Annotated in this window: 22 protein-coding genes; 15 read left to right on the top strand and 7 right to left on the bottom strand. The window is 40.4% G+C overall.

Going from position 1 to position 24,109, the window contains the following annotated elements:
* The first annotated feature begins 164 nt into the window (after positions 1-164).
* Both dnaK and dnaJ read left to right on the top strand, forming a co-directional pair.
* On the top strand, positions 165-2,084 hold the full coding sequence (gene dnaK, locus NQT69_RS10885; protein WP_256827694.1) for a molecular chaperone DnaK: 1,920 nt from the start codon (positions 165-167) through the stop codon (positions 2,082-2,084).
* Between the two features lie 210 nt (positions 2,085-2,294).
* Positions 2,295-3,437, top strand: coding sequence for a molecular chaperone DnaJ (gene dnaJ / locus NQT69_RS10880; protein WP_256828061.1), 1,143 nt, complete (start codon positions 2,295-2,297; stop codon positions 3,435-3,437).
* Positions 3,438-3,500: 63 nt separating this feature from the next.
* Here dnaJ and NQT69_RS10875 read toward each other — a convergent pair whose 3' ends face one another.
* Both NQT69_RS10875 and NQT69_RS10870 read right to left on the bottom strand, forming a co-directional pair.
* Entirely contained in the window at positions 3,501-4,631 is a 1,131-nt protein-coding gene (locus tag NQT69_RS10875) for an HlyD family secretion protein (protein ID WP_256827693.1), read from the bottom strand.
* Complete coding sequence (locus tag NQT69_RS10870; RefSeq protein ID WP_256827692.1) at positions 4,631-4,972, bottom strand: DUF3302 domain-containing protein; 342 nt, start codon at positions 4,970-4,972, stop codon at positions 4,631-4,633. Before NQT69_RS10870 ends, NQT69_RS10875 begins: the two co-directional genes overlap by 1 nt.
* Before the next feature lie 420 nt (positions 4,973-5,392).
* On the opposite strand from NQT69_RS10870, the gene ybaK reads away from it, so the two are divergent.
* The 4 genes from ybaK to NQT69_RS10850 all read left to right on the top strand — a co-directional run bounded on the left by ybaK (position 5,393) and on the right by NQT69_RS10850 (position 10,438).
* Positions 5,393-5,854, top strand: a complete 462-nt coding sequence (gene ybaK, locus NQT69_RS10865) for a Cys-tRNA(Pro) deacylase (RefSeq protein WP_256827691.1) — start codon at positions 5,393-5,395, stop codon at positions 5,852-5,854.
* Positions 5,855-6,064: 210 nt separating this feature from the next.
* The gene (locus tag NQT69_RS10860) at positions 6,065-8,320 is read left to right on the top strand and encodes an acyl-CoA dehydrogenase (protein ID WP_256827690.1); all 2,256 of its coding nucleotides are present in this window, start codon (positions 6,065-6,067) and stop codon (positions 8,318-8,320) included.
* A 191-nt stretch (positions 8,321-8,511) separates the two neighbouring features.
* Positions 8,512-9,468 (top strand): ecdysteroid 22-kinase family protein, encoded by a 957-nt coding sequence (locus NQT69_RS10855; RefSeq protein WP_256827689.1) that lies wholly within the window; start codon positions 8,512-8,514, stop codon positions 9,466-9,468.
* Position 9,469: 1 nt separating this feature from the next.
* Entirely contained in the window at positions 9,470-10,438 is a 969-nt protein-coding gene (locus NQT69_RS10850; protein ID WP_256827688.1) for a Gfo/Idh/MocA family protein, read from the top strand.
* On the opposite strand, the gene NQT69_RS10845 is transcribed toward NQT69_RS10850, so the two are convergent.
* Positions 10,435-11,274, bottom strand: a complete 840-nt coding sequence (locus NQT69_RS10845; RefSeq protein WP_256827687.1) for a hypothetical protein — start codon at positions 11,272-11,274, stop codon at positions 10,435-10,437. The two genes, NQT69_RS10850 and NQT69_RS10845, sit on opposite strands and share 4 nt — an antisense overlap.
* A gap of 213 nt (positions 11,275-11,487) precedes the next feature.
* Between NQT69_RS10845 and upp the strand changes: the two genes are divergently transcribed.
* From upp to NQT69_RS10820, 5 genes are all read left to right on the top strand, one after another.
* Complete coding sequence (gene upp / locus NQT69_RS10840) at positions 11,488-12,117, top strand: uracil phosphoribosyltransferase (RefSeq protein ID WP_256827686.1); 630 nt, start codon at positions 11,488-11,490, stop codon at positions 12,115-12,117.
* Between the two features lie 9 nt (positions 12,118-12,126).
* Positions 12,127-13,377, top strand: coding sequence for a uracil-xanthine permease family protein (locus NQT69_RS10835; protein ID WP_256827685.1), 1,251 nt, complete (start codon positions 12,127-12,129; stop codon positions 13,375-13,377).
* A gap of 158 nt (positions 13,378-13,535) precedes the next feature.
* Positions 13,536-15,260: an HAD-IIB family hydrolase gene (locus NQT69_RS10830; protein WP_256827684.1), complete on the top strand. Its 1,725-nt coding sequence runs from the start codon at positions 13,536-13,538 to the stop codon at positions 15,258-15,260.
* The gene (locus NQT69_RS10825; RefSeq protein ID WP_256827683.1) at positions 15,253-16,476 is read left to right on the top strand and encodes a glycosyl transferase; all 1,224 of its coding nucleotides are present in this window, start codon (positions 15,253-15,255) and stop codon (positions 16,474-16,476) included. The genes NQT69_RS10830 and NQT69_RS10825 overlap by 8 nt, the downstream gene beginning before the upstream one ends.
* A 14-nt stretch (positions 16,477-16,490) precedes the next feature.
* Positions 16,491-18,263, top strand: a complete 1,773-nt coding sequence (locus tag NQT69_RS10820; protein WP_256827682.1) for a sugar phosphorylase — start codon at positions 16,491-16,493, stop codon at positions 18,261-18,263.
* A gap of 57 nt (positions 18,264-18,320) precedes the next feature.
* Here the strand turns inward: NQT69_RS10820 and NQT69_RS10815 are convergent, their stop codons facing one another.
* Positions 18,321-19,397 (bottom strand): ABC transporter substrate-binding protein, encoded by a 1,077-nt coding sequence (locus NQT69_RS10815; RefSeq protein WP_256827681.1) that lies wholly within the window; start codon positions 19,395-19,397, stop codon positions 18,321-18,323.
* A gap of 155 nt (positions 19,398-19,552) precedes the next feature.
* On the opposite strand from NQT69_RS10815, the gene NQT69_RS10810 reads away from it, so the two are divergent.
* The gene (locus NQT69_RS10810; RefSeq protein ID WP_256827680.1) at positions 19,553-19,942 is read left to right on the top strand and encodes a cytochrome b562; all 390 of its coding nucleotides are present in this window, start codon (positions 19,553-19,555) and stop codon (positions 19,940-19,942) included.
* A gap of 58 nt (positions 19,943-20,000) precedes the next feature.
* On the opposite strand, the gene ykgO is transcribed toward NQT69_RS10810, so the two are convergent.
* Both ykgO and NQT69_RS10800 read right to left on the bottom strand, forming a co-directional pair.
* Positions 20,001-20,144, bottom strand: a complete 144-nt coding sequence (gene ykgO / locus NQT69_RS10805; RefSeq protein WP_087533969.1) for a type B 50S ribosomal protein L36 — start codon at positions 20,142-20,144, stop codon at positions 20,001-20,003.
* A gap of 9 nt (positions 20,145-20,153) precedes the next feature.
* Positions 20,154-20,405, bottom strand: a complete 252-nt coding sequence (locus tag NQT69_RS10800; RefSeq protein WP_087533968.1) for a type B 50S ribosomal protein L31 — start codon at positions 20,403-20,405, stop codon at positions 20,154-20,156.
* A 208-nt stretch (positions 20,406-20,613) separates the two neighbouring features.
* On the opposite strand from NQT69_RS10800, the gene NQT69_RS10795 reads away from it, so the two are divergent.
* On the top strand, positions 20,614-20,898 hold the full coding sequence (locus tag NQT69_RS10795) for a hypothetical protein (protein ID WP_256827679.1): 285 nt from the start codon (positions 20,614-20,616) through the stop codon (positions 20,896-20,898).
* A 4-nt stretch (positions 20,899-20,902) separates the two neighbouring features.
* Here NQT69_RS10795 and NQT69_RS10790 read toward each other — a convergent pair whose 3' ends face one another.
* Entirely contained in the window at positions 20,903-21,790 is an 888-nt protein-coding gene (locus NQT69_RS10790; RefSeq protein WP_256828060.1) for a LysR family transcriptional regulator, read from the bottom strand.
* A gap of 103 nt (positions 21,791-21,893) precedes the next feature.
* Here NQT69_RS10790 and NQT69_RS10785 point away from each other — a divergent pair, with 103 nt between their 5' ends.
* Both NQT69_RS10785 and dkgB read left to right on the top strand, forming a co-directional pair.
* Positions 21,894-23,063 (top strand): MFS transporter, encoded by a 1,170-nt coding sequence (locus NQT69_RS10785; protein ID WP_256828059.1) that lies wholly within the window; start codon positions 21,894-21,896, stop codon positions 23,061-23,063.
* Between the two features lie 91 nt (positions 23,064-23,154).
* Entirely contained in the window at positions 23,155-23,970 is an 816-nt protein-coding gene (gene dkgB / locus NQT69_RS10780) for a 2,5-didehydrogluconate reductase DkgB (RefSeq protein ID WP_256827678.1), read from the top strand.
* Positions 23,971-24,109: the final 139 nt, after the last annotated feature.

Below are 24,109 nucleotides of genomic sequence, written 5' to 3'. Positions count from 1 at the left end.
CTTTATGATGCAAAAAGCAGCAATCCACACTTTTATTAAGGGTATTTGCAAAATAAATGAAAAAAAATTACTTTTTTTTCATTTTTACAGTTGAATTCAGTTTGGGGCATCCCTATTTACTAGTCATCGAACGTATTAACGAATTTTGAAGTTGGAGAAGATTCATGGGTAAAATTATTGGAATCGATTTAGGTACTACTAACTCTTGTGTTGCAGTACTAGACGGCGAAAAAGCACGCGTAATTGAAAACGCGGAAGGCGATCGCACAACACCATCGATCATTGCTTACACGCAAGACGGTGAAACTTTAGTTGGTCAACCTGCAAAACGTCAAGCAGTGACAAACCCAACTAATACATTATTTGCGATTAAGCGTTTAATCGGTCGTCGTTTCGAAGACGAAGAAGTACAGCGCGATATCGGTATCATGCCTTTTAAAATCATCAAAGCAGATAATGGTGATGCATGGGTTGAAGCCGGTGGCGAAAAACGCGCTGCACCACAAATTTCAGCTGAAGTACTGAAAAAAATGAAGAAAACAGCAGAAGACTTCTTAGGTGAAGAAGTAACAGAAGCAGTTATCACAGTACCAGCGTATTTTAACGATTCACAACGTCAAGCAACAAAAGATGCTGGTCGTATTGCGGGTCTTGAAGTTAAACGTATCATCAATGAGCCAACAGCCGCAGCACTTGCATACGGTATGGACAAAAACAAAGGTGAAAACGTTGTTGCAGTATATGACTTAGGTGGCGGTACTTTCGATTTATCAATCATTGAAATTGATGAAGTTGAAGGCGAGCACACATTTGAAGTATTGGCGACAAACGGTGACACTCACTTAGGTGGTGAAGATTTCGATAACCGTGTTATTAACTACTTAGTTGCTGAGTTCAAGAAAGACCAAGGTATTGACCTTGAAAATGACCCACTAGCAATGCAGCGTGTTAAAGAAGCGGCTGAAAAAGCGAAAATTGAGCTTTCATCAGCACAATCTACAGAAGTGAACCTTCCGTATGTCACTGCTGATGCATCGGGTCCTAAGCACATGAACGTGAAATTGACACGTGCTAAGCTTGAGTCATTAGTTGAAGATTTAGTACTTAAGTCAATTGAGCCACTTAAACGTGCACTAGCGGATGCAGATTTATCTGTAAGCGACATCAACGATATTATTCTTGTTGGTGGCCAAACACGTATGCCACTAGTACAAAAAACAGTAACAGAGTTTTTTGGTAAAGAGCCGCGTAAAGACGTTAACCCTGATGAAGCTGTTGCAGTAGGCGCGGCAATTCAAGGTGGTGTTCTTGCAGGTGACGTGAAAGACGTATTGCTACTTGATGTTTCACCATTATCTCTAGGTATTGAGACAATGGGTCAAGTAATGACTGCGCTAATTGAGAAAAACACAACGATTCCTACTAAGAAGTCGCAAACTTTCTCAACGGCTGAAGATAACCAGTCAGCGGTTACAATCCATGTACTACAAGGTGAGCGTAAACGTGCAAGCGATAATAAATCTCTAGGTCAATTTAACTTAGAAGGTATTCGCCCAGCACAACGTGGTACACCACAAATCGAAGTTACTTTTGACGTAGATGCGGATGGTATCTTACATGTATCAGCGAGAGATAAAGATACAGGTAAAGAGCAAAAAATCACGATTCAAGCGTCTTCAGGCTTAAGTGATGAAGAAGTAGAGAAAATGGTTCGTGATGCAGAAGCGAATGCTGAAGAAGATAAAAAGTTCGAAGAGCTTGTAGCAACTCGTAACCAAGCGGATGCTTTGGTACACGGTACGCGTAAGCAAATCGAAGAAGCTGGCGATGCACTACCTAGTGAAGACAAAGAAGCAATTGAAGCGGCTGTTGTTGACCTAGAAGCAGCAATCAAGAGTGACAACAAAGAAGAGATTGAAGCGAAAACGCAAGCTCTTGCTGAAAAGTCACAGAAATTGATGGAAATCGCACAAGCTAAAGCTCAACAAGCTGGCGGTGACGCTGGTGAGCAACCACAACAGTCAGCTAAGCAAGATGACGACGTTGTTGATGCAGAGTTCGAAGAAGTTAAAGACGACAAGTAATTGTTGCTAACGCTTCTCACTGACTTAAACACCATGACTAAATGTGGTGTTTAAGTTAGGATGAACGAATGAGGCGCGTAGGCTGAAGCTTATCGCGCCTTTTGCATGTAAGACGTATATGTAAAAAAGCTTAAAAATTAATGGTAAATCGATATGATTTATCGATTTATCCGCAGCATAGCTGCAGTAGAAAAGAGTAGTGTGATAGATATGTCAAAACGCGATTATTACGAAGTTCTTGGTGTGGCTAAAGATGCCAGCGAAAGAGACATTAAAAAAGCGTATAAACGCTTAGCGATGAAATATCATCCAGATCGTACCGCCGGTGATAAAGAACTTGAGACTAAGTTTAAAGAAGTAAAAGAAGCTTACGAAATTTTAACCGATGATCAAAAACGCCAAATGTACGACCAATATGGTCATGCCGCTTTTGAACAAGGTGGTGGCGGTGGCCATGGTGGTTTCGGTGGCGGCCAAGGTGATTTTGGTGATATTTTTGGTGACGTTTTCGGTGATATTTTCGGTGGCGGAGGCGGCGGGCGTCGTCAATCTCGTCAACAACGAGGAGCTGATTTACGTTACAACATGGACTTAAGCTTAGAAGAAGCGGTTCGTGGTAAAGAAGTCGAAATTAAAGTCCCGACCTGGGTTAGTTGCTCACCTTGTGATGGAAGTGGTGCTAAACCTGGCTCTAAGCCTAAAACTTGTACTACCTGTCATGGTGCAGGCCAAGTGCAAATGCGCCAAGGTTTCTTTGCTGTTCAGCAATCATGCCCTACATGTCAGGGCACTGGTCAAATTATTTCTGATCCATGTAACAGCTGTCACGGTCAAGGCCGCGTAGAGAAGACTAAAACATTATCAGTTAAAATACCTGCGGGTGTTGATACGGGCGACCGTATTCGTCTATCAGGTGAAGGTGAAGCAGGGGCACATGGTGCACCAGCGGGCGACTTGTATGTGCAAGTGTCTGTGCGCGAACACCCAATTTTTGTTCGTGAAGCAAACAACTTATACTGCGAAGTGCCTATAGGTTTCACAACTGCTGCTCTAGGTGGTGAGATTGAAGTACCTACACTGGATGGCCGTGCGAAGTTAAAAATACCGGCTGAGAGCCAAACGGGTAAAATGTTCCGTATGCGTGGCAAAGGCGTTAAGTCTGTACGCAGTGGTGCTGTAGGTGACTTAATTTGTAAAGTCGTTATAGAAACACCTGTAAACTTAAATGAACGCCAACGTGAACTGCTAGAAGAACTTGAGCTCAGCATGGGTAAAGATGGTTCTAAAAACCGCCCGAAAGAGAAAGGTTTCTTTGATGGCGTGAAAAAATTCTTTGATGATTTAACTAAGTAGTCATCAATGTATTAAATAAAAATGGCGCCAATTGGCGCCATTTTTTATAACTTAAAATAAGCTTTAATGATCTAAGAATAGATAGTTTTGCCAACTTTTCATTCTAATCAATACCTTACGCATTACAGAAACATGCTCAAAGTGATCTGAGTAAACCGCCACTTCAGCACTGGTGCCTTTTGGTAAGTTATACTCACTTAAGTCATCGGTTAGTTTTAATACCACAACTACTTGACCATTACGGTTGAAGTATTCACTGCCCATCAATGTACCTTGCGCTTGCACTTGGCCCTCAGCCATTGCAGGTAATACTGAAACCACTTCACCGGCAAACGTTTTACCTGGAATTGCCTTAAATACAAAATCAGCCTCATAACCTGCCTTTAAACGCAGAGCAGAGTTTTGGCGAAATGATGCAACAAAGCGAGCTTCTTCATCATGTACAAATGACATAACTGGGCGCAGTGGCATAGGCACAGCCATCATACCCGGACGTAAAGTTAACTGGGTGACATAGCCATCTGTTGGTGCATAAATTTTAGTGCTATCTAAATTAAATTGAGCTTCTTCAAGGCGTGCTTCAGCTTGTGCGACAATGGTTTGTTTACCATTTACCTTTGATTCAAACGCTATGCGTTGACGTTCTTCTTCAGCTTTCGCAGCTTCAAAACTTGCTTTAGCTGCGTAATAAACGCCTTTCATATTATCAACACTGCCTTTTGAGTAAGCGCCTTTTTTAGCACCTGCTTCATATCGCTCAAACTCTACCTTACTTCGCATATATTCAGCTTTTGCACGTAATGTACTTGCTTGTGCTGATTTATAAGATGCTTCTAGACCTTTTGCGGCTTGAATTGCATCTTGCAGTTGTGCGGTCGCTTCATTCACCTTTGACTGATAAGGAGTGTCATCAATACTAAATAACAAATCACCCGCTTTAACTTTCTCATTTGGTTTTACAGTTATCTCAGTCACAATACCACGCACGTTAGGCACTATGGGCGTTGTTACATAGACATTGCGAGCAATGTTTGCATGAGGGTGGTTATAGTTCATCACTAAAATAAGTGTACCTATTAAAACAATGCCACCTAAAATAGCAGTAGGTACGGTCCACTTGGTTAGTGGGATATTAAAAATTCGAAATACCGCAATACATAGCGCGGCGTAAGTTAATATTAACAGTAAATCCATTATGAACTCTTTTTGTTGTTATCGTTTAATTGTGTTTGTAAGCTTTCAACAGTGGCAGTTAATTGTGCTACTTTAGCTGCCAATTCATCATGCTCTTGTTGTAAATGGTTAAAGCCCCAACCACGATCATCACGCCATAAAGTGGCCCATATCCAAAGAAATGGCCAAAGTACATGCAGTGTAAACAAACTAACCCAACCCGCATAATGGATTGCATCTAAGTGTGGGTGGTTACGTTTTTTAGCTATTTCGTAGGGAATATCATGTAATGCGATAATGCCATAAAATAAGAAAATACCGACGAAGACCAGTATTCCCAAGGCAAAGTAATCTAAAAACATTCAGTGTCCTTTTTTGTTATGCTTAAATTAAAGCGCTTATGTAATCGTTATAATGCCAAATTTTAGCCGTCTACGCACTTATTTACATTAAGTTTATTTTTTGTAAAAGGGGATAGTGTTAATTATCTAGTACAACAAGATAGTCTAAACACTGACATAAAGTTGACTCACTTAAGTAGACGAGATCAGAGCTCTGATCAATTTTAAAACCAAGCGTTTGGCATTTCTGTTGGCAGGATAAACTATTGATCCAATATGTGTACTCTTTACACATAAAATTAACGGCTGTAAAGCATAATACAACGAAAACCGCGTATTTAAATATAACAGTGGGGGAGCTATTTTTCATTGCTTGGTGCTCAATCAACGAAGGTATCGTTAATTTTAGTTTAAGATAGAAAAAAATAAAAAGGAGAAAAAATGACGCCCGCAATTGTATTGTTAGAACAAAAAAAGGTCGAGTTTGAGGTGTTAAGCTATCAGCATGATCCAGCAAGTACTCAATTTGGGCTCGAAGCGGTTACAAAGCTAAATTTAAATGCGCAGCAAGTGTTTAAAACCCTGATACTTGAAAACACCGATAACCAGTTGATTGTTGCTGTTACGCCAGTAGCGCAACAAGTGAATTTAAAACAGTTGGCCAAAGCCTGTGGTGTTAAAAAAGTGCACATGGCCGCAGCACAAAAAGTACAAAACAGCACGGGGTATATACTCGGTGGGGTAAGCCCGCTCGGGCAAAAAAAGCGTTTAAAAACATTTATTCATAAAACAGCCTCGCAATTTGATGTTATCTACGTCAGTGCCGGTAAGCGCGGTTTAGAAATTGCCCTTAGCCCGAATGATTTAATCACCCTTAGTAACGCACAGTTAGCTGATTTTTAATCTGAAATTAGCTTGCTCAGCATTTTCGTACAAAAATCGCTTTCTAAGGGCTAATTCAGCGTACAGTTGTAAGCTGTTTTGTTTCAATAGCTTACCTGCCTAGATAAAAAATAATTAAAAATAATGTTAAAAAAACTGGTTGGACCAATTGATCTCTTGCTCATTTTATGACGTAATGTAGGTATTACTATCTGGTCGGATGAGTCCATTATGAGCTTACGTACAAAATTAAAAAAAGTTTTACCAAGTATTTCAATCACAGAACAAGAGGCACTTGATGCCGGTGATGTGTGGTTAGAAGGGTCTATCTATCAAGGTAAACCTGACTTCAGTGCATTACGCGCAGTGCCAGCAGCAACATTAAGTGCTGACGAGCAAGCATTTATCGACGGCCCATTACAAGAATTATTGGGTATGATCGACGATACTGAAATACAAAGCGGTGTTCATTTACCTGATTACATCTTAGATTTTCTGAAAAAAGAACGCTTTTTCTCGTTGATTATTCCAAAGTCATTTGGTGGCTTAGAGTTCAGCCCGTATGCAAACTCAACAATTGTTGCAACCATTGCGACTAAGAGCTCTGCAGTTGCAGTAACAGTGATGGTGCCTAACTCATTAGGACCGGGTGAATTATTACTGCACTTTGGTACACAAGAGCAACAAGCACATTATTTACCGCGCTTAGCCAATGGTCGTGATATTCCATGTTTTGCACTTACAAGCCCTGAAGCGGGCTCAGATGCTGGCGGTATCCCTGATATCGGCGTAGTGACTAAAGGCATGCACAATGGCGAAGAAGTACTTGGTCTTGAAATCACTTGGGACAAGCGCTATATCACCCTTGCACCGATTGCCACAGTCCTCGGTTTAGCCTTTAAGGTTGTCGATCCAGAGGGTTTACTTGGCGGCAAAGAAAACTTAGGTATTACCTGTGCGCTTATTCCAAAAGAGCACCCTGGTGTTGAACTTGGTAATCGTCATGATCCTATGGGTATTCGTTTTTACAACGGTACAACACGTGGTAACAAAGTATTTGTACCAATGGATTTCATCATAGGTGGTCAAAAGAACATCGGTCGTGGTTGGCAAATGCTGGTTAGCTGCCTAGGTGCTGGCCGTGGTATTTCACTTCCTGCATTAGGTGTGAGTTCATCACAAGTGGCATTTAAAGGGGCATCAGAGTACGCAGCTGTCCGTGAGCAATTTGGTTTATCAATTGGTCAGTTCGAAGGTATTCAAGAAAAGCTTGCCGATATTGCGGGTAAAACATACCTGCAAGAAGCAATGCGTGTATTAACTACCGAAGGTTTAGGCATGGGCTTAAAACCATCAGTTGTTACCGCAATTGCAAAATACCACATGACTGAAATTGGCCGCGATGTACTTGATTCTGCAATGGATATCCAAGCAGGTAAAGCAATTCAAAATGGCCCGCAAAACACCCTTTCCAGTGGTTATGTAGCACAGCCTATTGCCATTACGGTAGAAGGTGCGAACATTCTTACTCGTAACCTGATGATCTTTGGTCAAGGTGTGATGCGTTGTCATCCATATTTACAATCTATGGTTGAATCTATCCACAGCGAAGACAAAAACGCAGATAAAGAATTTAACAGCATCTTACGTAAAACAGTGGGTTACAGTGTAGCTAACAGCTTACGTGCATTTCGTTTAGGTGTATTACCATTCACCGCAGGCGCAGAGTCTAAGCTACCAGAAGTGCGTGAATACGAAAAAGCGGCGCAGAAATTATCAGCAAAACTTGCTGTATACGCAGATTTCTCATTATTAGTGTTGGGCGGTAAGCTTAAGCAAGCTGAAATGCTTTCTGCACGTTTAGGCGATGTAATGAGCTTCTTATATGCTGCAATGGCATCTATTAAATACTACGAGCAAAAAGTAGCAAGCAGTGAACGCGAGCAAGCGGCGCCTTACTTCCACTATGCTACACGTTTTGCACTACAAAGCGCTGAAGAAGCACTGCATAAGTTTTTAGATAACTTCCCTGCTAGTGGTACGCGTAAGTTTATGCGTTTCATCACCATGAACTACTCAACTAAAATGCCAAAAATTAGTGATGACTTAATTCGTGAATTAGCGAAACAAGCGCAATTAGATACTGCGTTTAAAAAGCAAATTACGCATTTGGTTAAACCAATTGAGGGTGATGGTCATTATATTAATGAGCAAGCCTATAAAGCTAAAATGGGTTGTTTAGATTTGCTTGCGAAAGTGAAAAAAGCACTACGTAGTAAAACAATCAAACCAGGTGTACGCTTTGCACTTACGCTAGATAATGCACTTGTTGCAAACGTAATCACTGAAGAAGAGTATGCAAAACTGATTGATTATAATGTCAAACGTGAACGTGCGATTCGTGTTGATGAGTTTGATTTTGATATGAACTTACTCGATGAAAACGCACAACCAGTGAATCCACTGAAGAGTGTTGTTAATCAGTAATATTTTGAGTTAACTTGATTCAACAATGTAAGCGCCCAGCAGTTCGGGCGCTTTTTATATTTAAAGCCTATGCAATTTTGTGTGGGCTTTTTGTGGTTATGGTTTTAACTAACACCGACTACTCTATTAAAGCCTTTAATCTACAGTTGGTTATGTCATACTAAGCATTAGTTGTGTAAATGTTGGTATGTATGTCTTTTTATCTGCCTTTAATTAGTCTTCATTATAAAAACTTTGAAATCACAGAATCAATCACGGCGCTATGGAGTGGTTGTGGTGAAATAGTGCGTTGTCGTTTGGATGATAATGCTTGTGTAATAAAAGCGATTAGTGTGCCCGATCACATTAATCACCCTCGTATCACTCAAACTGAATTTTCAATAAATCGAAAACGCCATTCTTACGAAGTAGAGTTTTATTGGTATCAGCAGTATGCCTCGAAATTACCAGCGCAAGCGCGTGCGCTAAGGTGTTATGAAGCTTTAGAGCAACAGCAAAAAAAAGTGATGGTATTTGCTGACTTTGTAGCAGATGGTTTTACTAATGCGCAAGTACACAAACAGCACATAGCGGCTATTCTCAAATGGTTGGCGTACTTTCATGCGTTTCACTTTGAAGTTAACCCCGACGGCCTTTGGCAGCAAGGTAGTTACTGGCACTTAGCAACTCGCCCAGATGAATATGAAAAAATGCCAGATAGTGCTCTTAAACGACAGGCAAAAAATATAGATAGAATATTGCGTGAATGCCAATATAGGACGCTTATTCATGGTGACGCTAAGCTTGCAAACTTTGCTGTTAATTGCACTACGATGGAAGTTTTAGGTTATGATTTTCAATATACCGGTGGCGGCGTTGGTGTTGTTGATGTCATGTACTTTTTGGGTAGTTGTTTGAATGAACAGCAGCTCAACGATACCGCCGATGATTATTTAGCTAACTATTTTCAGTATTTTAGCGATGCAATGCGAATGTTTGGTCATGCTAAATCTACGCCCGTCGTTATTAAGGCATGGCGGGCACTTTGGCCTGTTGCGTGGACTGATTTTTATCGCTTTTTAGCAGGTTGGAGCCCCGAACATACAAAGATTAATACCTATATGCGTAAACAATTTCAAATTACAAAAATAAACTTTGGAGCAAGGTAGAATGACAAAACAAATTCGTTGGGGAATGATTGGTTGTGGTGTTGTGACGGAGGTGAAAAGTGGCCCTGCTTATCAGCTCACAGACGGCTTTGTAATTAACGCAGTAACCCGCAGAGATACCGCTCTGGCTGAGGATTATGCAAAACGCCATAATGTGCCTTTGGTATTTAAAACTGCGGATGAGCTGATTGCAAGCTCTGAAATTGATGCCGTGTATATTGCCACGCCACCTGATAGTCACCTAGAGATAGCTTTAAAAGTAGCCGCAGCAGGTAAGCCGTGCTGTATTGAAAAGCCACTCGCGCCAACTTTAGCGCAAAGTGAGGCAATTCTTACTGCCTTTACTGCTAAAAAAATTCCTTTATTTGTTGCTTATTATCGTCGTTCTTTGCCACGTTTTAATAAAGTGAAACGCCTCATTGATGACGGTGAAATTGGCGCTGTGCGTCATGTAAATTGGCATTTGAGTAAAGCATCAAGCGATGTTGATAAGTCCGGTGAGTATAATTGGCGTACAGATAAGCAGGTTGCACTTGGTGGCTATTTTGATGATTTAGCCAGTCATGGTCTAGATCTATTCGGTTATTTATTTGGTGAGTATCAATCAGTGAAAGGGCTCGCTACCAACCAGCAAAATCTCTATAACGCGTTTGATGCCATTAGTGCTTGCTGGCAACATAAAAATGGCATCACCGGATCAGGCAGTTGGAATTTTGGTGGTTTTTCACGCTTTGATATTGTGACTGTGTATGGTGAAAAAGGCGAGATTACTTTTAGTGTATTTGATGAACAAGCAATAAAGGTTGTCAATGCTCAAGGTCAACAGGTATTCACTATAGAGAATCCAACACATGTTCAACAATATCATGTTGAAAATATGGCATCGGCATTACTTGATGACACCATTCACCCCTCTACAGGCTATTCGGCCACCCATACCAGTTGGGTGATGGAGCAAATATTATCTTAATTGAGTGGCAAATTAAATTTTGCCTTTAATGCAGAAATTAATAAGCTTCTTTCGGGTTCACTAAACACTTGCTGATGGAGCTTTATGATCTGATCTTGCATTGACGTTTGCTTTAACACTTTATCAAATGCAGCAATGTTAAGTTTTCCTTGCTCTGAGCGAGAGCAGGCAAGGTAACCAAATACCGCATGACTTTCTTCATCTATTGATAAAAAACGTACTTTATCGATTCGGGGATCGTTTTTAAAACGATCTTTAAGCACAGCGGTGTATTCTAATATGGCGTCTAGCTTATTTTGAAATAACATTTTATGTAAACGTCGTGAGCTCGTTTCTCCAGCAATGTTTATAAAGGAATCTGGATGAGAGGTTATGTATTGGTCGATGTTCTTGCCATAAGAACGACCCGCAGAAATGCCAATTAAAAATTTATGTTTTTGAATGACATCCTCTAAAGTTAAATTTTGAGGTAATTCTGGATGGTTGTAAATTACTAATCTATTAGCCGGAAAAGCCATGATTGGATATTGATTGAAAAAGGCACTGTGCTGGCGTTCATCATTTTTTACTTTATTGTACAAACATACATCGGGCATTGTTTTTAGCTGTTTCCATGCGCGTAACCGGCTCGCAGGTATAAACTCTAATGACGTATCGGGGGATAATTCCTCCCCAATTGTTAACATAATTTTATTTGCGATATTTCTATCAGCCTTGTTATCTTCAGGGATAAAGTCACTCACTATTTGTATTTTAGTTAGTTGCTTTTGCTCAGCACTAAGCGAAGAAACAAATAATACACAGAGACTTAAAACGAAAATTATGGGGACTTTCATGCCATGCGCCATGCTTACGAAATATAATAATAAACTATACCCGTTTAGGTGCTATTTGATAATATATTGTTGTGTTTAATGATATAAAAAGCGTATTTAAGTCTACTATATAAATTACTCTTAATTAATTTGCTATGAGTTAGCATTTTTTAAAAGTCAGTTTAGTATTTTTACGCTAAAATAAGGCAAGTTTAATTTCTATCAGGCACTAAAATGACAATTCATGTAATAAATCACCCCCTTGTTCAACATAAACTAGGCCTAATGCGCGAGTATGGCATCAGTACTAAAAGTTTTCGTGAACTTTCATCTGAAGTGGGTACCTTATTAACCTATGAAGCCACCAAAAACTTGCCACTTGAAAAAGTTGAAATTCAAAGCTGGGATAGTAATAAGCTTGAAGTAGAGCATATCAAAGGTAAGAAAATCACTGTGGTACCTATTTTACGTGCCGGTCTTGGTATGATGGATGGGGTAATGCAGTTATTACCCGCAGCTAAAGTGAGTGTCGTTGGACTGCAGCGAAATGAAGAAACACTTGAGCCTATTCCTTATTTTGAAAAGCTAGTAGGCAAAATAGATGAGCGCTTAAGTTTGGTTATTGACCCTATGCTTGCAACAGGTGGCTCTATGATAGCCACTATTGATATGCTAAAAAAAGCAGGCTGTAAAGAAATCAAGGTCATTGTACTAGTTGCAGCTCCTGAAGGCGTAGAAAAAACACTCGCTGCCCACCCTGATATAGAAATCTTTACCGCCTCGTTAGACTCTCATTTGAATGAGAAGGGTTATATCATCCCAGGTCTTGGTGATGCGGGTGATAAAATATTTGGTACGGTTTAGGCTATTATTGTGACTAAAAATAGTGTGAATCAAGAGTCAGCCTTTTCTATCAAAACCATCTTAACCGGGGCGCAAATGTTATTTGTCGCCTTTGGTGCGCTCGTATTAGTGCCGCTTTTAACGGGACTAGATCCTAATGTTGCACTATTTACTGCAGGCGTGGGTACTTTACTGTTTCATTTGGTCACAAAAGGACAGGTGCCCATATTTTTAGCGTCGTCATTTGCGTTTATAGCACCTATTATTGCATGTGTACAAATGTGGGGCGTACCAGCCACTATGGGTGGCTTAATGGCGGCAGGTTTTGCGTACATGCTGCTAAGCATTTTAGTTAAATTAAAAGGTGTTGCAAGCTTACATAAAATTTTACCGCCAGTAGTTGTCGGTCCTGTGATCATGGTGATTGGTTTAGCGCTGGCACCTGTTGCAGTTAATATGGCTATGGGTAAAAGCGGTGATGGCTCCGTACAGTTGATCCCTTATGAGCAAGCAATTTGGGTGGCCGCATTTTCTTTGTTGGTTACCTTGATATTTGCCGTTTGGGGGAAAGGTGTTTTTAAGCTTATCCCTATTTTAGCGGGGGTTGTGGCAGGTTACAGTGTATCGCTTGTATTAGGTATCGTGCAATTTGATGCCGTCAGTGATGCACAGTGGATTGCTATGCCTGCGTTTACTTGGCCTGAATTTAAATGGCAGGCAGTACTATTTATGGTTCCTGTTGCAATTGCTCCCGCTATTGAACACATTGGCGATATGATGGCCATCAGCCAAGTCACTAATAAGGATTACCTGAAAAAACCAGGCTTGCACCGCACCTTGTTTGGTGATGGTTTAGCCACGACAGCAGCATCAATTTTCGGCGGTCCGCCTAATACGACTTACTCTGAAGTAACAGGTGCGGTGATGCTGACGCGTAACTTTAATCCAAAAGTGATGATGTGGACTGCTGTGATAGCGATCATTTTAGCGTTTGTGGCAAAAATGGGCGCTGGTTTACAAACGATACCCGTGCCAGTGATGGGGGGGATCATGATCTTGCTATTTGGCTCGATAGCTGTGGTTGGCCTTAATTCATTAGTCAAATCAGGTGAAGATCTAACCGCACCGCGTAATTTATCGATTGTTGCACTGATTTTAGTGTGCGGTATTGGTGGTATGCACATCGGCGGTAGTGAATTTAGCTTACAAGGTGTTAGTTTATGTGCAATCTTAGGGATTGTATTAAACTTGGTATTACCAAAAGCACAGAAGCCTGCATAACAACAGTACAAACACTTTCTATATTGCACCAAAATAGCGCATTTCACATGCGCTATTTTTTTAACCTATTAAAATTTATAGATTTTAAATATTGGTCTGCTATCTGCATTTAGTATTATTAATATTAAGATGGTGAGATAGGTAAAGAGGCCAATATAGTGGATATTACCCCGTTTTTAGTAAAGCATCAGTTACCACTTAAATATCAATATTTAAGTGAGCAATTCTTTATCCCTTTAGCCGAAGATATTGTTTCAGCTAAGCCTTCAAATCAATCTATGCTAGTTGCAGTGAATGGCTGTCAAGGTTCAGGGAAAACCACACTAGCAGATTTCTTAGTGACCTGGATAAACAGTAACACTGAATTCAATAGTATCAGTATTTCAATTGATGACTTTTATTACAGTGCCGCGCATCGTGCTAGTTTAGCCAAAGATGTTCACCCATTATTTGCTACTCGAGGCGTACCAGGGACCCATGATACCGAGTTAATGAAACAGACCATAACAGATTTACTCGCGGGTAAAACCGGTATCGCCTTACCTCAGTTTGATAAACAAAGCGATGATCCCGTTGCAAAACAGCTATGGCAAAAAAATGAAAAGCCGGTCGATATCATCTTATTTGAAGGCTGGTGTGTTGGTAGCACGGCTCAGCAGCCTTATCAATTAGAGCAACCCATTAATGAACTTGAGCAACACGAAGACGATGCAGGTATGTGGCGTCGCTGCGTAAATAGTTGTTTAGCAAATGAATATCAAAATGTCTTTGCTTTAATTGATTATACTGTGATGTTACAAGCACCATCGTTTGAAGATGTGTATGGATGGCGTTTAGAGCAAGAACAAAAGTTACTAGCAAAAAAAGGCACCGGTAAGGGCACATTTGATGAGGCGAGCTTAGTTAGGTTTATTTCTCATTTTGAACGCATAACGCGTGAGAACTTGCAAACTTTACCCGAAAGCGTTGACGCACTTCTTACGTTAGATGAAGCGCGAGACATCAGCGCAATGACTCTAAAAGCAGACTCAGTTCCACAGCCGCTAATATTCACCGATTTGGATGGCACATTACTCAATCATGATGATTATGACTGTGCTGCAATTAAGCCATTTTTGGCTCAGCTAGCTGATTCAGGAATTACTGTCGTATTTAATACCAGTAAAACATTTGCAGAAGTCACTCAATTACAAGCTATGCTAGGGCATAACCAGCCATTTATTACCGAAAATGGTTCGGCGATTTATATCCCCAAATTTTTCTTTCCTATTAAGCCAATTGGCTGTGAAGAACTTGAGCTGTACTGGCGTTATGCGCTAGCACCAAGATGCGCGAAACTGCATGAGGATTTAAAAAGCCATGCAAGTGCATTTAGCAACTGTTATCGCTTATTTAGTGAACTTAGTAAACAAGAAGTCACAGAGCTTACAGGTTTGAGTACTGCGCAGAGTGAACTTGCTTTAACACGGGAATATTCAGATCCAATCTATTGGCAAGGGGATGATGAGCAGCTTGGTGCATTTTTAGCACTTATGGAATCTCTTGCTTATGAAGTATTGGTTGGTGGCCGGTTTATTCATTTGAATAAGCAAACTAATAAGGGGCAAGCGCAGAGTTGGCTATTAGAGCAATTTAAGCAGCATTATCGTCATCCATTTACCACTATTGCGTTAGGGGATAGCCAGAACGATATGGCCATGCTTGATGAAGCAGATATCGCAATTTTAATTACTAATCCAAATAGCAAAGCAAAAGCTAAATTAGCACATAAACCATGGCGTGTTAGTGAACGTCCAGCACCGTTAGGCTGGATTGATGAGGTAGCCGACTTACAAATTATTAAAGCGCAACTCGCGTCAAAACAGGAGCAATCACATGGCTGATTTTTACCAAAATGGCATAATCACGACATTGCATAATATTGCAGACCGTCCAGTAGCAGAGCTAGAAGCCGAGCTCGTTGAGTTTTCTAAACAGCGTCCAATGGGGCTTATATTACCGTCGTTATACAGTGAGCTTGAAGGACCTGCACTACAAAATATCGTCAAAGAATTAAAGCATGTGCCTTATTTATCACAAATTACCATCGGGTTAGACAGAGCTGATGAAAGCCAATATCGCAGTGCTTTGAAGTTTTTTGCTGAGCTTGATCAGCCACACCGGGTTTTATGGAATGAAGGGCCACGCTTACAGGCACTTGATAAAGAATTACAACAACTGGGTGTTGCACCAAGAGAGCTGGGGAAAGGGCGAAATGTCTGGTATTGCATGGGCTATAAACTTGCCACGGCAAAAGTAGAATCCATCGCACTGCATGATTGCGATATTTTAACCTATGATCGTGGCCTTTTAGCACGTTTAATTTACCCTGTTGCTCACCCTCGCTTTAACTATGAGTTCTGTAAAGGGTTTTACCCGCGTACAGCCGATGGGAAAATCAATGGTCGAGTGTCTCGTTTATTGGTTACACCGTTGTTGCGCTCGTTTAAAACTATTTTAGGAAGTACCGATTATTTAGAATATATGGACTCGTTTCGTTATCCATTAGCGGGGGAGTTTTCGTTCCGTCGGGATGTGCTTAACGACATTCGTATCCCAAGTGATTGGGGCTTAGAAATTGGCGTATTATCTGAGATGTATCGTAACTATTCACATAACCGTTTGTGCCAAGTCGATATTGCAGATAACTATGACCATAAACATCAGGCGCTTTCACTGGATAATCAAGCGGCTGGATTATCAAAAATGTCGATTGATATTACCAAAGCGTTATTTAGAAAACTAGCCACACAAGGCGTTACATTTACTACCGAAACTATTCGCTCACTTAAAGCTACATACTACCGTATTGCGTTGGACTTTATTGAAACATACCACAACGATGCGATGATGAATGGCCTAACATTAGATATTCACCAAGAAGAAAAAGCCGTCGAAATGTTCGCACAAAATATCATGAATGCCGGCGAACACTTTTTACAACACCCAATGGAAGCGCCTTTTGTGCCAAGTTGGAACCGCGTAGCGTCTGCAATGCCAGATGTATTCGCACGATTAGAAGAAGCGGTAGAGCTTGATAATAAAGAGTTTTCAGCATAAAAATGGGGTAGGGTATGAGTAAAGCGTTATTTGAACAACGGGTTGAACAACATTTAGCGAGTATATACGAAGGTGTTGATCTATGTATGAGTATTGATGCGCTAGCCAGCATGTTGATCACCACCATGTTAAAAGATGATCCAGTACGCGACCCAACACCCCATAAAAATCGCTGGGATCAACAAGACGTCATTCTTATCGCGTACGGCGATTCCATCATGCGTTACCAAGACGCAGATCAGGCGGTCGCTGTACCGAGTGAACCGCCTTTACATACCTTGCATCGGTTTATGAAAAATCAATGTGCAGGAACAATCAACGCATTACATATATTACCATTTTATCCGTATAGCTCAGATGAAGGCTTTGCGGTAATGAATTATGTTCAAGTGAATGAATCATTAGGGAGCTGGGAAGATATCCAAGGCATTGCTCAAGATGTAAAACTCATGGCTGATTTAGTGATCAACCATTGTTCAAGCCGAAGTCGTTGGTTTGAAAATTTTATACAAGGTAAAGAGCCTGGCCTGAGTTATTTTAAAACCGCGAACTTAACGGATGATGTATCTGGAGTTGTTAGGCCAAGAACGTCGCCTTTATTAAACACGGTACAAACAGCCTTGGGTGAGCGTCATGTATGGTGTACTTTTAGTCCAGATCAGGTCGATTTAGACTTTGCAAATCCATTAGTCCTTAATGAATTCGTGGGTATTATTCGCCACTACTTAGACAATGGAGTAAAGATTTTTCGACTAGATGCAGTGGCCTTTTTGTGGAAAGAGCTGAACACTTCGTGCATTAATTTACCGCAAACACACGAAGTGATTCGTTTATTACGGACTTTAATAGAACATGTAGAGCCAAGTGCAGTTATTATCACTGAAACAAATATTCCAAATCGTGAAAATTTATCTTACTTTGGTAATGCCAACGAAGCCCATTGTATTTATAATTTTTCCTTACCTCCATTACTATTACATACCTTACTCAGTGGTGATAGCAAAGCGCTAAAGCACTGGATGATGAGTATGCCACCGGCACAGAACGGCACTGCTTACTTTAACTTTATCGCCTCACATGACGGTATTGGTTTACGCCCTGCAGAGGGCTTACTTGATGAGCAACAACTTGGTCAAATGGTTAATACCATTAGTCGCTTTGGTGGCAAGGTTTCTATGCGAACTGCAAATAATGGCACCAGTTCACCGTATGAATTGAACATCGCATTATTTGATGCTTTACAAGGAACACATAAAGGAGTAGATAAGTGGGGTCTACAGCGTTTTGCCTGTGCTCACGCTATTATGTTTGCCTTAGAAGGGATCCCAGGCTTATACATCCATAGTTTACTTGGTACAACCAATGACTATGAACGATTTGAAAATAGCCAACATAATCGCTGTATAAACCGTCATCGCTGGCAAGAGAAGGCACTGCTTGAAAAACTATCAGATCAATCGAGTCATCATTATCATGTCTTTACTCGTATTAATAACTTATTGGCGATACGTAAGCAGCAAGATGCTTTTCATCCCAATGCGACACAATTTACGCTGCATTTAACGGGGGCGTTGTTTGGTTTTTGGCGGCAAAGTATCGATCGCAGACAAAGTATATTCTGCGTCTATAACATTAGTGATGAACCTCAAACATTGGTCTTAGCTGATCTTAATTTGATTGACACAGAGCAATGGTTTGAGCTTATATCGGCTCAAACCTTAGATAAAGATTTACAGACATTAGAGCTGGAACCTTATCAAGCATTATGGTTATCAAATAAACAATAACGGTATGTTTAAAAGAGTAGACAGATTGAGGGCTTTAGCTGGTGAGTCAATAAAGCCTTAATTATTAGCGGCATCTAATAGGTTATCAATTGTAAATGGCCGCCACGAAGCAGATGTTTTACTGAACATGCGAAAATCGATGTTTTTTAACCGATTGTTATTGATACGTTTAGCCAGCTCTTGGTTTTCACTGGAAAGCGGTTTAAATATCGCAGTAACTTGGTGGGAAGCGGGCCACTTAGCTGGGTCTTGGTGGTGATCATAAATTGCAATCAGCCCTAAAGCCCCTAGCAAAACATGTCCACCGAGAGAAACATCTAACGGCGTTAAATCTTTTGGCGGGGCATCCCAATTCACACCACCAACTAATATATTTTGTTTTTTTAGCTTTCTAATGGCTCTTTTAGCACCAAAACCAATCGCGTCATTTGCGCACCATATAATATTAATTTCAGGGGCAAGCTGCAAAAAAGCCATGGTTTTAATATAGCTTTCATCTTCTGACCAATTTGCGACATCTTGAGCAATAATATTGAGGGATTGTTTTTGCTCTGCGAATCTTTGCAAGCCTTGAGCACGTTCGACTGAGGCTGCAGTGGTATAGTCCCCAAATAAAGCGAGTATATTAGCTGGCTGATTAGATGTTAATGTATGCTTGTTAAAAAGTAGATGAGCGAGATCTTTGCCTGCATTATAGTTGTCAGGTATGACACTACCGATAATGTTTAAGCCATCTCGGTGTAGAGTAGCGAGCCTATCGGGATCAGGCTTATTGAGTAAAAAATAGATAGGAATGTCTTTGGTATTTAATTTGGTTAAATATTCACTAGCAACACTCTTTTCGTCAACCAAAATTAGGTAGTCAGGATTATCAATGACCGCTTCGCGGATCAGCTCTTTCATTAAAATATGGTTTCGATTAGCGTATTTTACAGTCAAATTTATTGCTAAATCATCAGCAACATTTTCCATTTGGTTAGATACTTTAAACCAAAAGTTACCCGTGTTGTTATCACCATCAGCGGTATTAGAGAATCCCGGGTTAATGAAAGTGACATTTAAGCCATAAACATTAAATGAATTTAACAGTATAAAAAAACATGAAAGGTAGATAAATAAACGAGATAAAGGCATTTGAACTCACTAAATTATTAATAAACGAACAAATCCTTGTAGAACTAGAGCATACATAACAACCTCACTTTAGGGAAGGCTATATTTCTAACTAGAGTGCTATATAATATGCATTTTAGCATATCTGATGTCATCAACCTTTAGGGTTTTATTTAATGAAAGCAATTTTTTGTGTGTTCGTATTACTATTGAACCAAAGTGTCTTCGCTGTTGAAGAGAATAACTTAGAAACCACCATGAAAAACATGGGCCTTGCTTACAAGCAAAGTGTTCAAGCAACGCAACTGCAAGAGTTTAATCTGGCGATCGATGAATTTATAACGTTAGTAGAGCAAAGCAAGCTTGCTGGATTTAATAAAGAAGCACAAAAATCACTGCAAGGACTTGATAAAGTAACAGCAAAAGCAAAACTGGCAAAACAACTTGCTAATAGTGAGGGCTTAGAGGCAGCGAAAAAACCTTTAAAAGCGATTGATGGCTTGCGTAAGCAGTATCATGAATTACATGAGCCACCAGGGTTTTGGGAGTTATTGTTTGGTAAGTAGTGTCATCGTTTATTTGTGCGCGTTATAAATAAAGCGCACAAATAGCTCAACTGGCACGTTATTTCTTCCCTTTCTTCTTCATACCTTGCACAGCTTTGAAGCGTGGGTTGTCTTTACAGATCACAAACACACGGCCTTTGCGCTTTACAATTTGACAGCCAGGGCGGTTTTTAGCACTTTTTAACGAGCTTAATACTTTCATTGTCTTCTCCTATTTAGTCGCGAGGTTTTTAAAGCGGCGATTAAACGCTGCTACGCGGCCATCACTGGCGACTGTCTTCTGCTTACCAGTATAAAACGGGTGAGAATCACTCGACACATCAATCGGCACATAAGGGTAGGTTTTACCATCTAGCTCAATAGTGCGGTTCGTTTTTATTGTTGAACCAATAATAAAATAACTGTCAGCAGCTGTATCGTGAAAAGCAACAGTTTGGTAATCAGGGTGAATATTTGGTTTCATAATGAACTCTATGTTATGTGATAGTATAACGGTAATTTATAGTAAATAAGAATCTTTTGCAAATAGTATTTTGCTCGTTAAATAACATTTTTGTCTGCAATTTATACAAACAAGTCAAAAGATGAGCAGTCAGTATAAAAAAACTGGCTATTGGCATTTAGCCTGTTATAAATAAGATGTAATCGAGCAAAAGGAGGCAAGCTTTAGTATGAGCGAACATATTCAACAGAGCACCGATGAGCAAAGTCAGCAGATAGATCAAAGCGTGATGGATACACTACGCAGCAAAGATAATTCATTACTCGCTCAGCAAATTGATCCACTTAGTTGCACTCATAACGACATTGTGGAGTTACTTGCTCAGTATTTGGCATTGAGCGATCAAGACGATGACGATTTGTTTGATGCGTGGTTTGATGGGCTCAATAAAGCACAGCACACTGTGTTAAAAGTATTTGAGGTGTATCGCGGTCAATTCGAGCATCAAGAATAACAGCTTATAAAGTTAGCTTTGGCTGTATAAAGTCTAAAAATGCGGTAATACGTGATGAAACGGCACTGTTTTTGTAATAAACAGCGTTAACCGTCTCGCGCGGGTTTGGGCTTATTATTTCACTCGTTAATACCTGCACCAGCCGTCCTGCGGCTATATCTTTATTGATCATAAAATTTGACAACAATGCCAGCCCTTGATGTGCAAGGCACAGTTGTCTAATTGTCTCACCACTGCTGGCAGTAATGCTAAAGCTTAGATCGGGTAAATTTTTTAATGGCCATTGGTTTAGAGCTTTGTTGTTACTAAAGCCAATCAGTTTGTGTTTGTTTAAGTCAGCAGTGTTGAATACTGAGCCATTACGGGCAAGGTATTGTGGGCTTGCAACCAGATATAGTTTACTGTTACCGAGTAGGCGGGCATGTAAGTTTGAGTCTTTTAAATAACCAATTCGAATGGCCACATCAGTTTTGTATTCAAGTAAGTCATGAATGTTATCAGCCGATGCTAAATCGAGTGTGATATCAGGGTAAACCTCATTAAAGCCGGCAATCAACGGGGTAATTTGGTGCAGCACAAAAGGGCTTGCGGCATCTACCTTTAAACGTCCTGCGGGTTTTTTATCGAGCAATGATAGCGCTTCACTGCCTTTTAATATTTGATTTATCCCTTCGCGGGCAAACTCTCTATATACATGGCCCTCTTGGGTTAGCTCTATACGACGGGTTGTTCTGTTGAGCAAAGTTGTTTGTAAGGTCTGTTCCAGTCGATTCACTGAGCGTGATACTTTTGCAACTTGTACATCTAAGATACGTGCCGCGGCAGAAAAACTACCTGCATCAACCACACTCAAGAATGCTTCAAGATCTTCAGTTTTAACTTTCATTGTAATCACTTTATCATTTTCGACAAAAGTATTTTGCCATTAAGGCTGTTTTTTGCAAACAAATATTCGCTCACACTCTGATCTTCATTTAATTACTGAGGATTTTATTATGCCATTGGCATTATGGGCGCTTACATTAAGCGCATTTGCAATAGGAACAACCGAGTTTGTAATTGTTGGCTTAGTACCAACAATCGCTAACGATTTAGCCGTGAGCCTGCCTTCTGCCGGACTATTGGTAAGCTTGTATGCCTTGGGTGTTGCAATAGGGGCACCTGTATTAACTGCGCTTACAGGGCATTGGCAACGCAAAACTTTACTAGTTGCGTTAATGTCGTTGTTTATAGCTGGTAATGTACTCGCTTGGCTTGCACCTAGTTACGAAACGCTTATTGTAGCAAGGATATTAACGGGACTGGCCCATGGTGTGTTTTTCTCTATTGGCTCTATGATAGCCACAAGTTTAGTAAGTAAAGATAAGGCAGCCAGTGCGATTGCAATTATGTTTACCGGGCTAACGGTAGCCTTGGTTACTGGAGTGCCGCTTGGTACCTGGATTGGTCAAGAATTTGGCTGGCGTAGTACATTTTTAGCTGTTTCATTACTGGGTTTAGTGGCGTTGGTGGGCAGCATCATATTAGTGCCAAATAATTTAGCTAAATCTGCGCCTGCACGGGTTAAGGATCAGCTGCAAGTATTACTTAAACCCCGTTTATTACTGGTGTATTTAATCACTATTTTAGGTTACGGCGGCACATTCACAGCATTTACTTACCTGGCACCCATTTTAGAGCAACAAGCTGGATTTAGCTCATCTTTCGTTGGTTTAATTATGTTGGGTTACGGTGTTTCCGTGGCTATTGGTAATATATATGGTGGTAAACTGGCGGATAAACATGGGTCTATTTCAGCATTAAAAGTGGTATTTATAGGCCTGACTGTGATTCTATTTGCACTGACATTTACTATGAATTCACCTTGGCTGATTGTTGCAACAGTGCTTATTTGGGGCGCATTTGCCTTTGGTAATGTACCTGGTTTACAGCTGTATGTAGTGAAAGTTGCTGAGCAAGATGCACCAAAAGCCGTTGATGTTGCGTCAGGGTTAAACATTGCGGCATTTAACGTAGGCATCGCATTGGGCTCAATAAGTGGTGGATTTGTGGTTGAGCATTTATCGTTACAAGATACAGCATGGATAGGTGCGCTTATTTGTTTGACTGCTTTAGCTGCGACATTTGTGGCCGGCCATATTGATAAATCAAAAACGGCTACTTAAGGGCACATTCAGTGATTGTTTGTCATCATGACATGAAATACATGTTTACGACCACAGTCACTTATTTAAATTAATGTTATAAGGAGATGTTATGACTCAGCACGTAATTGAAATGCCTGATTTAGGTGTAGGTACGTTCCGCTTAGAAGGTAAAACGGCCTATAACTCGGTAAGTATGGCGCTAGAAGTAGGGTTTAGGCATATAGATACAGCGCAAATATATGGCAATGAAGCGCAGGTTGGACAAGCTATACAAGACAGTAACATTGCCCGTGAAGAGTTATTTATTACGACCAAGGTATGGAACGATAAGCTAAATAAAGCGAGCTTTATTGACAGTGTCAAAGAAAGCTTAGCAAAGCTGCAGGTTGAACAAGTTGACCTATTATTGATCCACTGGCCTTCACCGAGTAATAGCGAGCCTATGAGCGAATACTTAACCGAGCTTAAGAAAGCCAAAGATCTGGGGTTAACAAAACATATAGGCGTATCAAACTTCACCATTGCTAATTTGAAAGAAGCAATGCAAACACTTGATAGTCGTGAAATTTTCACTAACCAAATCGAAGTTCATCCTTATCTTACTAATACTAAGCTGCGTGCTTTTTGTCAGCAGCAAGATATTCATGTAACAGCATATATGCCGTTTGTAGTGGGTAAGGTACTTAAAGATGACACGGTACTCGATATTGCGAAAAAGCATAACGCATCGCCTGCCCAAGTTGTACTGGCGTGGATAAATGCCAATGGCATGACCACAATTCCATCATCTACTAAGCGTGAAAACCTAAAAGATAATTTTGATGATTCAGTTAAATTGGATAGTGACGATATCGATCGTATTAATGCGCTCGATTGTGGCGATAGGCAAGCTAGCCCAGAGTTTTCGCCGCAATGGGATGAATGAATTCTAAAATAATCCCAGTCTAAAAACTCAGATCCGAGCGCGGCGAAAAGCCGCGCTTTTTATTTTAAAGCCCCATGCCTTATTTACATCGCTAAGCGCAATGATTACTATAAAAATAATAGTAATTATCGTTTGTGTT

It is taken from the genome of Pseudoalteromonas shioyasakiensis, from assembly GCF_024518675.1.
In the GTDB taxonomy this organism is placed as follows: domain Bacteria; phylum Pseudomonadota; class Gammaproteobacteria; order Enterobacterales; family Alteromonadaceae; genus Pseudoalteromonas; species Pseudoalteromonas shioyasakiensis_B.
Note: the sequence above shows the minus strand (reverse complement) of the source record. Positions and strands in the feature narration are given on the sequence as shown.

Bases quoted from the DNA above. Each gene is read 5' to 3' on its own strand.
- dnaJ (WP_256828061.1), top strand. From the start codon at position 2,295: ATGTCAAAACGCGATTATTACGAAGTTCTTGGTGTGGCTAAAGATGCC.
- NQT69_RS10795 (WP_256827679.1), top strand. From the start codon at position 20,614: ATGAGCGAACATATTCAACAGAGCACCGATGAGCAAAGTCAGCAGATA.
- dkgB (WP_256827678.1), top strand. From the start codon at position 23,155: ATGACTCAGCACGTAATTGAAATGCCTGATTTAGGTGTAGGTACGTTC.
- NQT69_RS10785 (WP_256828059.1), top strand. From the start codon at position 21,894: ATGCCATTGGCATTATGGGCGCTTACATTAAGCGCATTTGCAATAGGA.
- ykgO (WP_087533969.1), bottom strand. From the start codon at position 20,144: ATGAAAGTATTAAGCTCGTTAAAAAGTGCTAAAAACCGCCCTGGCTGT.
- NQT69_RS10850 (WP_256827688.1), top strand. From the start codon at position 9,470: ATGACAAAACAAATTCGTTGGGGAATGATTGGTTGTGGTGTTGTGACG.
- NQT69_RS10875 (WP_256827693.1), bottom strand. From the start codon at position 4,631: ATGGATTTACTGTTAATATTAACTTACGCCGCGCTATGTATTGCGGTA.
- upp (WP_256827686.1), top strand. From the start codon at position 11,488: ATGACAATTCATGTAATAAATCACCCCCTTGTTCAACATAAACTAGGC.
- NQT69_RS10825 (WP_256827683.1), top strand. From the start codon at position 15,253: ATGGCTGATTTTTACCAAAATGGCATAATCACGACATTGCATAATATT.
- NQT69_RS10800 (WP_087533968.1), bottom strand. From the start codon at position 20,405: ATGAAACCAAATATTCACCCTGATTACCAAACTGTTGCTTTTCACGAT.
- NQT69_RS10845 (WP_256827687.1), bottom strand. From the start codon at position 11,274: ATGAAAGTCCCCATAATTTTCGTTTTAAGTCTCTGTGTATTATTTGTT.
- NQT69_RS10860 (WP_256827690.1), top strand. From the start codon at position 6,065: ATGAGCTTACGTACAAAATTAAAAAAAGTTTTACCAAGTATTTCAATC.
- NQT69_RS10810 (WP_256827680.1), top strand. From the start codon at position 19,553: ATGAAAGCAATTTTTTGTGTGTTCGTATTACTATTGAACCAAAGTGTC.
- NQT69_RS10820 (WP_256827682.1), top strand. From the start codon at position 16,491: ATGAGTAAAGCGTTATTTGAACAACGGGTTGAACAACATTTAGCGAGT.
- NQT69_RS10855 (WP_256827689.1), top strand. From the start codon at position 8,512: ATGTCTTTTTATCTGCCTTTAATTAGTCTTCATTATAAAAACTTTGAA.
- NQT69_RS10870 (WP_256827692.1), bottom strand. From the start codon at position 4,972: ATGTTTTTAGATTACTTTGCCTTGGGAATACTGGTCTTCGTCGGTATT.
- dnaK (WP_256827694.1), top strand. From the start codon at position 165: ATGGGTAAAATTATTGGAATCGATTTAGGTACTACTAACTCTTGTGTT.
- NQT69_RS10815 (WP_256827681.1), bottom strand. From the start codon at position 19,397: ATGCCTTTATCTCGTTTATTTATCTACCTTTCATGTTTTTTTATACTG.
- ybaK (WP_256827691.1), top strand. From the start codon at position 5,393: ATGACGCCCGCAATTGTATTGTTAGAACAAAAAAAGGTCGAGTTTGAG.